The 12,499-nt window shown below is 57.8% G+C and carries 12 protein-coding genes; 4 read left to right on the forward strand and 8 right to left on the reverse strand.

The genetic code is table 11. The annotated features are described in order from the left end of the window. Positions 1-26: 26 nt before the first annotated feature. The 4 genes from deoD (at position 27) to J7400_RS07375 (ending at position 4,378) form a co-directional block, all read left to right on the forward strand. Positions 27-731 carry a purine-nucleoside phosphorylase gene (deoD, locus tag J7400_RS07360; protein ID WP_209061429.1) on the forward strand — a complete coding sequence of 235 codons (705 nt, stop codon included), beginning with the start codon at positions 27-29 and terminating at the stop codon, positions 729-731. 119 nt (positions 732-850) lie between these two features. Beyond that, positions 851-1,516 carry an alpha/beta fold hydrolase gene (locus J7400_RS07365; RefSeq protein WP_209061430.1) on the forward strand — a complete coding sequence of 222 codons (666 nt, stop codon included), beginning with the start codon at positions 851-853 and terminating at the stop codon, positions 1,514-1,516. Positions 1,517-1,808: 292 nt separating this feature from the next. Then, entirely contained in the window at positions 1,809-3,464 is a 1,656-nt protein-coding gene (locus J7400_RS07370; protein WP_209061432.1) for a DUF1302 family protein, read from the forward strand. Positions 3,465-3,793: 329 nt separating this feature from the next. Next, positions 3,794-4,378 carry an HNH endonuclease gene (locus J7400_RS07375; RefSeq protein WP_209061434.1) on the forward strand — a complete coding sequence of 195 codons (585 nt, stop codon included), beginning with the start codon at positions 3,794-3,796 and terminating at the stop codon, positions 4,376-4,378. A 30-nt stretch (positions 4,379-4,408) separates the two neighbouring features. Here J7400_RS07375 and J7400_RS07380 read toward each other — a convergent pair whose 3' ends face one another. The 8 genes from J7400_RS07380 to sdhA form a co-directional block, all read right to left on the reverse strand. Next, positions 4,409-5,479, reverse strand: coding sequence for an agmatine deiminase family protein (locus J7400_RS07380; RefSeq protein ID WP_209062059.1), 1,071 nt, complete (start codon positions 5,477-5,479; stop codon positions 4,409-4,411). A gap of 163 nt (positions 5,480-5,642) precedes the next feature. After that, positions 5,643-6,503, reverse strand: coding sequence for a DUF1989 domain-containing protein (locus J7400_RS07385; RefSeq protein WP_209061437.1), 861 nt, complete (start codon positions 6,501-6,503; stop codon positions 5,643-5,645). Positions 6,504-6,564: 61 nt separating this feature from the next. Further along, positions 6,565-6,999: a DUF4399 domain-containing protein gene (locus tag J7400_RS07390; RefSeq protein WP_209061439.1), complete on the reverse strand. Its 435-nt coding sequence runs from the start codon at positions 6,997-6,999 to the stop codon at positions 6,565-6,567. Between the two features lie 66 nt (positions 7,000-7,065). Continuing rightward, positions 7,066-8,706 (reverse strand): FAD-binding dehydrogenase, encoded by a 1,641-nt coding sequence (locus J7400_RS07395; RefSeq protein ID WP_209061441.1) that lies wholly within the window; start codon positions 8,704-8,706, stop codon positions 7,066-7,068. A 150-nt stretch (positions 8,707-8,856) separates the two neighbouring features. Next, positions 8,857-9,015 (reverse strand): hypothetical protein, encoded by a 159-nt coding sequence (locus J7400_RS07400; protein WP_209061443.1) that lies wholly within the window; start codon positions 9,013-9,015, stop codon positions 8,857-8,859. Positions 9,016-9,194: 179 nt separating this feature from the next. Further along, the gene (locus J7400_RS07405) at positions 9,195-9,974 is read right to left on the reverse strand and encodes a succinate dehydrogenase iron-sulfur subunit (RefSeq protein ID WP_209061446.1); all 780 of its coding nucleotides are present in this window, start codon (positions 9,972-9,974) and stop codon (positions 9,195-9,197) included. A gap of 139 nt (positions 9,975-10,113) precedes the next feature. Then, positions 10,114-10,656 (reverse strand): hypothetical protein, encoded by a 543-nt coding sequence (locus tag J7400_RS07410; protein ID WP_209061448.1) that lies wholly within the window; start codon positions 10,654-10,656, stop codon positions 10,114-10,116. Continuing rightward, positions 10,656-12,464: a succinate dehydrogenase flavoprotein subunit gene (gene sdhA, locus J7400_RS07415; RefSeq protein WP_209061450.1), complete on the reverse strand. Its 1,809-nt coding sequence runs from the start codon at positions 12,462-12,464 to the stop codon at positions 10,656-10,658. Before sdhA ends, J7400_RS07410 begins: the two co-directional genes overlap by 1 nt. Positions 12,465-12,499 lie beyond the last annotated feature (35 nt).

A 12,499-nucleotide genomic window follows, 5' to 3' on the forward strand; every position in this document is an offset into this window, starting at 1 on the left:
GCTTTGATGCTTGAAAGGATACCTGCATGACCGTCCATATCGGCGCCCAGCCCGGAGATATTGCTGAAACAGTGCTGCTGCCTGGCGACCCGTATCGCGCCAAATGGGCTGCAGAAAGCTTCCTGAGTGACGTGAAGCTCATCAACGAAGTGCGCGGCATGCTTGGCTTCACCGGCACGTGGAAAGGCAATCGCGTCACCATCCACGGCTCCGGCATGGGCATGCCCTCCCTGTCAATCTACGCCAATGAGCTGATGAAAGATTATGGCGCTCAGACCCTGATCCGCATCGGCTCCTGTGGCGGCATGCAGGAAAGCGTGAAAGTGCGTGATGTCATCATCGCCATGACAGCCACCTCGCTCTCTACCCCGTCGCGCGGCATCTTCAAAGAGATCAATTTCGCCCCCTGTGCAGACTACGGCCTTCTGCGTGCTGCGGCGGATGCGGCCACCGCCAAAGGCACCCCCACCCATGTGGGCGGCATCTACAGCTCCGATGTGTTTTATGACGAACGCCCTGATCTGAACGAGCAGATGACACGCCACGGCATCCTAGGCGTCGAAATGGAAGCGGCAGAGCTTTATAATCTTGCGGCCCGCCACGGCCGCCGCGCTCTGGCGGTGCTCACCGTGTCCGACCACCTACTGACCGGCGAAGCCCTGCCCTCCGAGGATCGCGAGAAGAGCTTTGGCGATATGGTCGAAATCGCACTGGAAGCGGCTTTCGCCTAAAGTCTTCACATTTGACCGGGGGCGCAGCTGCGTCCCCGCGTCCTCCTTGCGACCCGCGCCCTTACATGCCAAACACATCCCAGAACAAAGCCCCTTCTGAGATCACATAAGGCCATGACATGACGCGCGTATTGCAAACCCTCCGCAAAGAACCCGCCTCCGGCGAAACTCGTTCCGCGGTGATTTTCCTGCATGGCTATGGTGCCAATGGCGCCGATCTGTTGGGGTTGGCCGATCCGCTGGCGGAACACCTCCCCGACACGCTGTTTCTTTCACCTGACGCGCCCGAAGAAATCCCCGGCATGCCTATGGGCCGCCAGTGGTTCCCCATTCCGTGGATTGACGGTTCCTCGGAAGAAGAAAGCGAACGCGGCATGATGGCAGCGGTCGATGATCTGAACGCCTTTCTGGACGCTGTGATGGTGGATGAAGATCTGCTGCCGGAACAGGTTGTGCTGCTGGGCTTCTCCCAGGGTACCATGATGAGCCTGCACGTTGCGCCGCGTCGCGAAGATCCGGTCGCAGGTGTGGTGGCCTTTTCCGGCCGCCTGCTGCAGCCTGATTTGCTCAAGGACGAAGCGGTCAGCAAACCACCGGTCCTGCTCATTCACGGAGATCAGGACGATGTGGTCCCGCCGCAATCTCTTCCCGAAGCCGCTGAGGCGCTTCAAGAAGCCGGTTTTACAGATGTCTACGCCCACATCATGAAAGGCACCGCCCACGGCATCGCGCCAGATGGTCTCGGCGTCGCCCTCGCCTTTATGCGCGACAAATTGGGCCTCTAAAGCCTGCTCCATCTCAGCCCCGGGCAAAATGAAAAACGTCACGGTTTGTTATTGCCAAAGGGGCTGAGATAAAAATGCAGTTCAAGAAGAAAACCCTTTGAGAAGTTCAACCTTGAATTTTCTTCTGTAAATTGCTGGTTGAGTGCATCCGCATTAATGAGGCCGATGCCTCAAGGCCACGCCTTTTAAAAACTCTCACAAAATTCGCGGCTGAAACCCAATTTCGCTTGGGTCGCCCCGACGCCCAAGATACTGTCCTTTCGTACTAACCCTATTGTTACTGGAGCCCACCGTGAGCCATCACAATTCTGAGGCGCGCCCCTTTTCCCCTTTGGTTCTGACACTGAGCTTGACCACTGCAACCGCTATTCCGGCCCTTGCCACCGCACAATCCGCCAGCCCTTCAGTGGTCGAAGGCCCTCCCACGCGGATCGTGGGCTTTGAAACGGCAAACGTGAACCACGCAGGCACGGTGGAGTTCAACATCGGCGCGCGCCAGAACTCTCCTGACACACCGACGGGCACAGGAAACCAGATCTACAATGGCGGCGGCTCCTACGCTTTCACAGACCGCTTTACCATGGGCATCGACGTCCAGAACTTTGTGGATCCCATCGGCGGCCCGGTCGCAGGTTTTCCAACCATCCCGCAGATCGAGACCACCGAAGTCGCGCTCTGGGGCAAGTACCAGCTCTTTAACAACGGCCGCCTAAGTGTTGCTGCCCTTGGCTCGGTTGAGAACTTCGCTGCGCTACGCTCCGATTTCTGGGGCGGCTTTGACACCACTCAGGATGGGGTCTTCGTCGGCGCGATCAAAGCACCGATCACCTACAGCATCTCGCCCAAGCTTCAGCTGCATCTGACCCCAGGTGTCACCCTCGCACCTGACGACATCGCCGGCGATGAATTTTACGGCACCATCGTCAGCCTCGGCGCCGGGGTCAGCTACCGCGCTTCCAACCGCGTGCTGATGTTCGGGACCATCGAAACAGCGGTCTCCGGCGACAACACCATCAACAGCGATGGCAATTTTGAAAGCGTTCCGGTCTGGACCGTGGGCGGGCGCTACAACGTCACTCCACGCCTTGGGCTTGAGGGGTACCTCACCAACGGATGGGGCAACACACCGGCCACCAGTGTCATGACCTTCTGGCCGGATGGCGATGACGTTCTCGCCGGCGCCCGCCTGATCTACACCCCCGGCGCCAATCGCCCGGTCAGCTATCGCAGCCTGTCTCTGCCACCCACCACACGTCAGGTAAACCTGCAACAGGACGGCTTCACGCTTGGCAGCGCCGACACGCTTGAGCCCGGCATGCTGCGCACCGACGTCTGGGGAGGCAACGACAGCAACCAAGGCGTCTCGCTGAGCTTCAGCCCAGATCGCGACGGTGAAATTCAGGTCATCTTTGAAAAATACTCAGACAACCCAACCGCAGATCAGGACCTCGTGCCCACCACCAGCGTGCGCTACATGGTCGGCCCGAAACTGCGCTTCATGGATCAGAACAACGGCAATCTCTTCTCCCTCACCGGACGGATGCTTTATGGACGTCAAATCAACTCTGATCCAACCAAGGTCGGCGTGTTCTACACCGATCTGATCGCCAACTACAAAACCAGAAACGGCTTCTCCTTCACTGCCAGCCCCAAGATCGGCGCCTTTGGCAACAACGAACTGGTCGGCTTTGGAATGGGCGTGAACTACGGCTTTGACAACGGCCTGGAACTGATCGCCGAAGTCACGCCGATCGGTCGCGATGGTGACGAGGCCACATGGGCCGCCGGCGCGCGCTATCACCTTGGCAAATCCGGCTTCACCGTGGACGCCCAAGCCACCAACGCCATTGGCCGTCATGGCATCGGCAGCATGGTCGCACAGGACGACACACGCTTCGCGCTCACCCTGTCAAAAACCTTCGATCTCAACGGATTGAAGTTCTACTAAAGCGCGCTACTCGCACCAAATTTAAGGCCACGAGCCGCTTTGCCGCGCCGACCATTGGGCTAAGCCTCGCCTCAGCGAAACTAGCCCAACGCGCAGCAGGCAAAGCCCTTCTGCAAAAGCCCCTTTACGCCGCGCTTGATATTCAAGCGCGGCGCTTACATTTTATCCACAGGCCTGTCATCAAAGCGTCATTGGGCGCTGGCATCCTGCAGCTGTCTCAGCATCGGCGAAAATCACGTATATCGTGAGACTTGTCAGATGAAAGACACGAGATATAGTGGTTGCAAGCAGGTCGGCCGAAAGGCCAATGGCGCATAGGGAGAGCTAAGATGGACGGCGATTTCAGGACAGAATTCACACGAAGTCCCGGCGGGTTGAAACACCACCCTGCCCTTGTCCTCAACGCCGACTACCGCCCGCTCTCCTACTACCCGCTCTCCCTTTGGCCTTGGCAAGATGCCATCAAAGCCGCCTATATGGACCGTGTCGACATCGTGGCTGAATATGACCATGTGGTCCGCAGCCCCTCTACCGAGATACGTATCCCCTCGGTTGTCGTTCTCAAAGACTATGTAAAACTGCAAAAGCGCGTGGCCTTCACGCGCTTTAATTTATTTCTGAGGGACGAATTCCAATGCCAGTACTGCGGTGCCAAAGGGGACCTGACTTTTGATCACGTCATTCCCCGTGCCGCAGGTGGCGTCACAAGCTGGGAGAATGTGGTGGCAGCCTGTTCGCCCTGCAACCTCAAGAAAGGCTCCAAGAGCCTGCGCCAGGCGCATATGAGCCTACGTAAGCCCCCACGCCAGCCCGGCTCTGAGGAACTGCGTAATGTGGGCCGTAAATTCCCGCCCAACTTCCTGCATGACAGCTGGATGGACTATCTCTATTGGGATGCGGAGTTGCAGGCATAAAACCCCTTGACTGCTCCGGCAGAGTATCCGCTATACCGCAGGCATCTGCTGCGTCGCGCAGTGAATGCCGCCGCCAAGCTCTCCCAACGGGTCCACGTTCAGCGTGACAATCTCGCGTCCGGGATAGTGCTTCGCCAGCGCCGCGCGGGCGATCGCGTCGGTTTCCCTGTCGCCAAACTCCGCTGCAATGACTGCGCCGTTACACACGTAGTAATTCGCATAGGACGCCACAAAATCGAGGCTTTGAACACGGCGGTCATAAGGTTCCGGGATCACGTCAACCTCAAGCCCTGCAGCAACAAGCACATCATGCGTATCAAGTGCAGCCGCGTGAAACGGGTCGCGCAGATCCGGTGCGTCGGGGAGATTCATCAAGACTCGCCCCGGCCCCGTGAACCGCGCAAGACTGTCGATGTGGTAATCCGTGATGTCCTCACCCCAGACACCCTCAGACCAAATCATCCGCTCGGCGCCATAGGCGCTCAGCAACCTCCGTTCGATCTCATCTCTTGAAAGGCCGGGATTGCGGTTCTCATTCACCCAACTGCTTTCATGCGCCATGAGCAGGCCGTGACCATCCTGCTCAACACCTCCCGCCTCGCCACGCAGACCAGACGGCAGAAGCGAGAGCCCCAGCCTCTCTGCCAAACGCGCCGCAATTTGGCCGTCGCGTCGATGGATCTGTTTCTCGCCCCAACCATTGAACTGAATGTGGCTCACCGCCAATCCATCCTGGCCGTCCACCACAAAGATCGGGCCGGAATCCCGACACCAGAGATCCTCAGTGGGAATGTCCCAAAGCTCGACTGCGTCAGACAACTTTGCTTGCGCCCCGCTGTGATCCTCTTTGGCCGCCAGCATCACAACCGGTTCAAACGCGGAAATCGCATTGGCAATGTCCGCAATGGTCTGCTGGGTCATCTCGCGAAAGACCGGATCTGAATGCACCTGCCGATTGATCGGCCATTGCATGAACGTCCGCTGGTGCGGTGCCTCCTCAGGCGGCACATAAAACCGGCTTTCAGCCGCACCACCGGCGGCCCCGAAAAGGCTGGTCAGCCCCGCCGCGCCACTTGTCAAAATCATCTCCCGACGCCTCATCATTTTGCCGTCCTCATCCACGCTTTTAGCACCGGCCAAACCGCCCCTCGACAGCGGTCCAAAACACCTTTGCCACAATGGTTAACGCCGTTTGGGCACCGAAATTCGGCACCTACGCGATAACGTCGCAATACAGACGCGATACCGACGCTCAAAAAAATGGTTAACGCGCCCTGCCGTGGCTTCGATCATAGCCATTGATGGCCGGGCTTTCCCAACCGTCCAGCGCCCCTTCAGTGGGGGCAAAAACCTCCACCAACAGTGGGTGGCACGCTGCGGCATCACTGCTGTGCTCCGCCGAACAATCGCCGCCCGGGCAAGCGCTCAAAGCGCCCAACAGATCGATTTCGGCAAAGGCCTCAAGATAGTCTCCGGGTCGCACCGGGCTTGCCTTCATGAAGTACTGGCCAGTGTCGCGTGTGAAACCCGTGCACATGAAAACGTTAAGAACGTCGTGCACATGAGGCTCCGCCTCCTCAAGGCTGATCCCCTGATGCGCCGCCAGGGCGCGGGTTAGATTTGAATGACAGCAATAGTGATATTGATCCCCACTCAGCAAATTGCCGGTGTATGGGTCACAGCGCGTGCCAATCACGTCATGGACGGAGCCACCGTAGGCGTCGATCCCGTACCAGCCAAGCGTATCAGTCACGATCGTCGCCATTGGGCGCAGGCTAGGCAGGCTTGACCACATGCGCTCACCCGTCGTGATGTGGGTGCCATGCAAAGCTCTTGTTTTCCCCGAGAAAAAACGCTCGCTCAAATCATTGAGGTTCCACAGATTGAGATCACCCACCTGCGGTCCTTCGACAGAGGTGATGCGAAAGAAATGCCCAGCAGGCACCTCAAAACACCGCGCATCTCTTGCCGGGATCAGCACCTCATCCACCTTCTTGGCCCCTTCTCTGGCAGCTTGGTAAAGCGCCAGAGGTGGTGTCGGCAAAGTGATGTTTGGATAACAGATCACCGGCTTGATGGCGCGGCGGTCTTCGGCATCGGCGGGGGGCAGGATCGTCTCAGTCATGGCGCGATCCTGCCCCCAATTGTTAACGCGTTGCAATGGCTATCCGCAACGCACGCTGGAGTTAGTTCACAGTAATCGTGATGACCTCTGATACCACAGGTGGCGTATGCGGCACATGGAACTCGTCTCCCAGCACGAGCTGCAGCGTATGTGTGCCCGGCGGAAGGTCCAAACTCACTTCGGTTTGCCCGCCCCCGAAATGGCGGTGATTGTCATCTGTTGGAACCCCGTTTTCAAGCAGATCCGCATCGTCAGCCCCCTCCCCCAAAGGGGGGCGATTGATGAAAATATGGTGGTGCCCGGTGTTCTCCACTTCCGTCCCCGCAGGCGCAACCCCCATCCCGGTCAGGCCAAACTGCACCACAAACGGAGACTGCACCGAGGCGCCATCTTCAATATTGATGAAGTAAACTTCCGCCCCTTCAGGCGATGGCGCACCACCGGCAAGTGCTTGAGAACCAAAGGCTATCAGCGCCGCAGCGAACAAGTGTTTCATACCAATTCCTCCCGTAACTCTTTAAAACAACGGGAGCCTAGCATGGCAGATCACACAGGCCTAACGCTAAACCGCACGCCCCGCTGCACGCCCAGAGAATATGCATCCGCCAAGGAAAGTACCCTCCAGCGCGTTGTAGCCGTGATAGCCGCCACCGCCAAATCCAGCCACTTCTCCCGCAGCGAACAGCCCGTCAAAGGCGCTCCCATCGGGCTTCAGAACCTGCCCAGTTTCATCCGTATGCAGTCCTCCGAGAGATTTTCGCGTAAGGATATTGAGCCGCACAGCGATCAAAGGACCATTGGCCAGGTCGAGAATCCGGTGCGGTTTCGCTGTACGGATCAACCGATCCCCGCGAAAGGCGCGCGCTCCCCGGATCGCAGTGATCTGCGCATCCTTGCTGAACGGGTTCTCGATTTGGGCATCCCGTGCAACAATCTGATCCCGGATTTTTTCAAGGTTGACAGGAACTTCGGGCGTGAGCGCATTCATTCCCGCCACCAGCGTTTCCAGGTCATCAGCGACCACAAAATCCTCGCCATGACGCTTGAACGCTTCAATCGGAGCTGGCGCCCCCTTGGACATCAACCGCCCCTTGAGCACTTCGATAAACTTACCGGACGTCAGATCCGGGTTTTGTTCAGAACCCGACAGCGCGAACTCTTTTTCGATGATCTTCTGCGTGAGGATAAACCAGCTGTGCTCATGCCCCGTAGAGAGAATGCGCTTGAGGGTGCCAAGGCTGTCAAATCCCGGCAAATAAGGTGCTTCCATACGGGTGCCCAAGGCGTCAAACCACATAGAGCTGGGCCCCGGCAGCACCCGAATGCCATGGTTTGGCCAGATCGGATCCCAATTGGCCAGCCCTTCAGTGTAGTGCCACATCCGATCCCCATTGATGATCGCTGCACCCGCTGTCTCTGCTACGCGCTGCATCTGCCCATCGACATAGTCAGGCACCCCAGCCACCATACGCTTAGGAGGCTTGCCCAACCGGCCTTCAGGCCAATAGCGCCGCACCATATCGTGGTCGCCACCAATCCCACCGGTGGTAAGAACCACAGCCGAAGCGCGCAGTTCAAAATCTGACACGACGTCACGGGTGGTAGAGCGGCCGCGCTCTGCATCGTCGTCGGCGAGAACTTCGCCGCGCACGCCTTTAACCGTGCCATTTTCCACAATGAGATCAGTTACTTTTCGGCGAAAGAGCAGTGCAATCTTACCCTCTGCTGACAGATTGCGCACATCACGCTCAAACGGCGCAACAACGCCCGGGCCGGTCCCCCACGTGATGTGAAACCGCGGTACGGAATTGCCGTGACCATGCGCCATAGCCCCGCCGCGCTCGGCCCAGCCAACCACAGGAAACCACCGCATTCCAATGCTGTGGAGCCAACTGCGCATCTCCCCGCCTGCAAACGAGAGATAAGCCTCGGCCACCTTGCGGGGGTTGGCATCTTCAGGACGGTCAAACTGCGCTGACCCCATCCAATCATTGTAGGCCAACTCTGCGCTGTCCTTGACCCCCATGCGCCGCTGCTCGGGAGTATCGATCATGAAGAGGCCGCCAAGGCTCCAGAAAGCCTGCCCTCCTAGGCTCTGCTCTCCCTCCTGATCCAGCAAAAGAACCTTTCGCCCCCGCAGCGCAGCTTCACGCGCCGCTACGATCCCAGCCAGCCCGCCGCCTACGATGATCACATCGGTCATTGTGCTTCCTCCCCTTTGGCAAAGGCTAGCCAGCGGCCAGCCAAGGACCAAGACCGACCTTACGTAAACATAAGGCCATCAAGCCCTGAGGGAGAAACGCAAAAAGCGCCCCAACCAGGAGGCGCTTTCAACAAGCTTCAATGTGCAGGCTTAGGCTGCTTTCACATACTCGAAGTAGGTTTCTTCATCGCTGTCCTGCACCAAAACCGGGCGGCGTGGCGGCTCGGAGTAATATGCGTAGGCTTGCTCCAGCACCTCCAGGGCGCGCGCTGCAAAATCTTCTGGGGTGTTTGTCTCTAGGGCGGACATGGGCAGTCTCCGTATTCACATCTGACCTCCTTCCCTGCTCCTTCATATAGCTAAGCCAACAAAGTCAAAGAACTGCTCAAATGGCAAAGGCGCCATGCAATCTGCGCAGAGGCAACGTCCCAACAAACAAAAGAAAAGGGCCCGAAACGGGCCCTCGTCAAAGTCGCATGTGTCTGAAATCAGACGTGGCGCTCCACCAGCATCTTCTTGATCTCTGCAATGGCCTTCGCCGGGTTCAGACCCTTCGGGCACGTCTTTGCACAGTTCATTATGGTGTGGCAGCGGTAGAGCTTGAACGGATCTTCCAGCTCATCCAGACGCTCGCCTGTCGCCTCATCGCGGCTGTCAATGATCCAGCGATAGGCGTGCAACAGCGCTGCTGGGCCGAGATATTTATCGCCGTTCCACCAGTAGCTTGGGCAGGAAGTGGAGCAGGATGCACACATCACACATTCATACAGCCCGTCGAGTTTTTTGCGGTCCTCGATCGACTGACGCCACTCTTTTGCCGGACGGTTGGTCTTGGTTTCCAGCCACGGCATGATCGACGCGTGCTGCGCATAGAAATGGGTCAGATCCGGGATCAGGTCTTTCACCACCGGCATATGCGGCAGCGGGTAGATCTTCACATCGCCCTTGATCTCGTCCAGACCATAGATACAGGCCAGCGTGTTGATCCCGTCGATGTTCATCGCACAGGATCCACAGATGCCTTCACGGCAAGAGCGACGGAAGGTCAGGGTTGGGTCAATCTCGTTCTTGATCTTGATCAGCGCATCCAGAACCATCGGACCACATTTGTCCATGTCCAGGAAATAGGTATCCACCTGAGGGTTTTTGCCGTCATCCGGATTCCAGCGGTAGATCTGGAACTTGCGCACATTCGTAGCGCCTTCCGGCTTTGGCCAGGTTTTGCCGGTCATAATCCGGGAGTTCTTGGGGAGGGCAAATTCGACCATCGTCTTTCCTTCCTACACGTGGGCGCGCAAACTGCGCTTACCTTCGTTCCTGTTCAAACACTCTGATGCCGCATTCACACATGCGCGGAGCATTCGGTTGTTTCTGATCACCTGGCCTAAACGGCCACGTTTCCGCTCCTTAGCGGCAGTATTGAGCCCCACCGTGCAACACATCGGAATGACGAGAGCAGCCGGAATGGAATTCAACACCAGCATATTTTGCTCCGCCTTCACGACGCACACATTCACGGTAGTCGCGCTGGATGGTTCCCCACGTCAGCGCATTACCAAGAGCGGCACCTGCGAAAAAGTTGCCGCCGAGAGATGCGTTTATGGCTCCAATGACAACAGTGCCGATGACAAAGCCCTGAATACGTTCCTGCTGACAGACATCAGGTCCGCTCGCCACCTTGTCGCCATCTGCAACACCAAAGGCACCATTGTCATATTGGACGTTGTAGTTGTCCTGGAGGCAGTCATTCACATTGCGCGCACCACGTTCGGTGCCACCCGCATCTGCGACGACCACTGGCACCTTGTCGAACTCTGTAACCTTATAGGCACCTTGGGAACCTGTATCGACAATGCACTGGCTAATTTGTTGAACAACAAGTGTTTCGTCCGCCATAACTTGAGTTGCGGCAATTGCTGCCATCATGACGCCAGTGCAAATTCGTTTCATCAGAAGGTTCTCGCTTTAGGTGCAATCTTTTTAAGTTCGATTCCACCCTCCTCTTCTTTGGTCAGCGGGTCAACAATCACAGGGCGATAAGATAGTTCAACTTTATCGCCTTCTACGCGGCTCACTGTGTGAACACGCCAGTTCGCGTCATCACGCTCAGAGTAGTCTTCGTGTGCGTGCGCACCGCGGCTTTCTTTACGGGCTTCCGCACCGTGGATCGTCGCCAGTGCGTTTGGCATCAGATTGGTCAGTTCAAGCGTTTCCATCAGATCGCTGTTCCAGACCAAAGAGGTGTCGGTGACGTGCAGATCATCGATCTTGCCCGCAATAGCCGTCATCTTCTCAACGCCTTCTTTCAGCGTCTTATCGGTACGGAATACCGCCGCATCCGCCTGCATGGTGCGCTGCATTTCAAGGCGAAGCTCAGCAGTCGGCGCGCCGCCTTTGGCGTAGCGCAGACCATCAAAGCGCGCGAATGCTGCATCCACCGACGCTTGGTTCAGGACCGGGTTCGGAGCATCTGCATCCACCACCTTGCCGGCGCGGATTGCGGAAGCGCGGCCAAACACCACAAGGTCAATCAGAGAGTTGGAGCCCAGACGGTTCGCACCGTGAACAGAGGCACAGCCCGCTTCACCTACGGCCATCAGGCCGGGGACCACCGCAGTTGGATCTTCTGCGGTTGGGTTCAGCACTTCGCCCCAATAGTTGGTCGGAATACCGCCCATGTTGTAGTGCACGGTTGGCAGAACCGGGATCGGCTCTTTGGTCACATCCACACCCGCAAAAATCTTTGCAGATTCAGAGATGCCAGGCAGACGTTCCGCCAGCGCTTCGGCAGGCAGGTGGTTCAGGTTCAGGTGAATGTGGTCGCCATTCTCGCCCACACCGCGGCCTTCACGGATCTCCATGGTCATGGAGCGCGAAACATAGTCGCGTGGAGCGAGGTCTTTATACTGCGGAGCGTAACGCTCCATGAAGCGCTCACCTTCGGAGTTGGTCAGGTAACCACCTTCGCCGCGCGCACCTTCCGTAATCAGGCAGCCAGAACCATAGATACCGGTTGGGTGGAATTGGACAAACTCCATGTCCTGCAGCGCAAGACCTGCGCGGGCCACCATGCCGCCACCATCGCCGGTGCAGGTGTGCGCAGAGGTCGCGGAGAAGTAGGCACGGCCGTAGCCGCCAGTCGCCAGCACAACCATCTTGGCATTGAAGACATGCATGGTACCGTCATCAAGCTTCCAGCAGACAACCCCCTGGCACTGGCCGTCCTCAGACATGATCAGGTCAATCGCGAAATACTCGATGTAGAATTCCGCGTTGTTTTTGACCGACTGACCGTAGAGCGTGTGCAGGATCGCGTGACCGGTCCGGTCTGCGGCGGCACAGGTCCGCTGCACGGCGGGACCTTCGCCAAATTCGGTGGTGTGGCCACCAAACGGACGCTGGTAGATTTTACCTTCTTCGGTCCGGGAGAACGGCACACCATAGTGCTCCAGCTCATAAACCGCCTTGGGGGCTTCACGCGCGAGGTATTCCATCGCGTCGGTGTCGCCCAGCCAGTCAGATCCTTTGACGGTGTCATACATGTGCCACTGCCAGTTATCCGGGCCCATGTTGGAAAGGGACGCCGCGATGCCGCCCTGCGCGGCAACGGTGTGAGACCGGGTCGGGAAGACTTTGGTTACACAGGCCGTCCGCAGGCCCTGCTCGGCCATACCAAGAGTGGCGCGCAAACCAGCGCCACCGGCGCCCACCACGACCACGTCATATTCATGTGTTTCGTATTCGTATGCTGCTGTCATCGGTTTTCATCCTTGCCGCCGCTATGCAGGGCGTT

This window comes from Shimia sp. R9_2, from assembly GCF_017743735.1.
In the GTDB taxonomy this organism is placed as follows: Bacteria; Pseudomonadota; Alphaproteobacteria; order Rhodobacterales; family Rhodobacteraceae; genus Shimia.

Excerpts from the sequence above, each read along its gene's own strand:
- deoD (WP_209061429.1), top strand. The coding sequence starts at position 27 with ATGACCGTCCATATCGGCGCCCAGCCCGGAGATATTGCTGAAACAGTG.
- J7400_RS07365 (WP_209061430.1), top strand. The coding sequence starts at position 851 with ATGACGCGCGTATTGCAAACCCTCCGCAAAGAACCCGCCTCCGGCGAA.
- J7400_RS07375 (WP_209061434.1), top strand. The coding sequence starts at position 3,794 with ATGGACGGCGATTTCAGGACAGAATTCACACGAAGTCCCGGCGGGTTG.
- J7400_RS07380 (WP_209062059.1), bottom strand. The coding sequence starts at position 5,479 with ATGAGGCGTCGGGAGATGATTTTGACAAGTGGCGCGGCGGGGCTGACC.
- J7400_RS07385 (WP_209061437.1), bottom strand. The coding sequence starts at position 6,503 with ATGACTGAGACGATCCTGCCCCCCGCCGATGCCGAAGACCGCCGCGCC.
- J7400_RS07390 (WP_209061439.1), bottom strand. The coding sequence starts at position 6,999 with ATGAAACACTTGTTCGCTGCGGCGCTGATAGCCTTTGGTTCTCAAGCA.
- J7400_RS07395 (WP_209061441.1), bottom strand. The coding sequence starts at position 8,706 with ATGACCGATGTGATCATCGTAGGCGGCGGGCTGGCTGGGATCGTAGCG.
- J7400_RS07400 (WP_209061443.1), bottom strand. The coding sequence starts at position 9,015 with ATGTCCGCCCTAGAGACAAACACCCCAGAAGATTTTGCAGCGCGCGCC.
- J7400_RS07405 (WP_209061446.1), bottom strand. The coding sequence starts at position 9,974 with ATGGTCGAATTTGCCCTCCCCAAGAACTCCCGGATTATGACCGGCAAA.
- J7400_RS07410 (WP_209061448.1), bottom strand. The coding sequence starts at position 10,656 with ATGAAACGAATTTGCACTGGCGTCATGATGGCAGCAATTGCCGCAACT.
- sdhA (WP_209061450.1), bottom strand. The coding sequence starts at position 12,464 with ATGACAGCAGCATACGAATACGAAACACATGAATATGACGTGGTCGTG.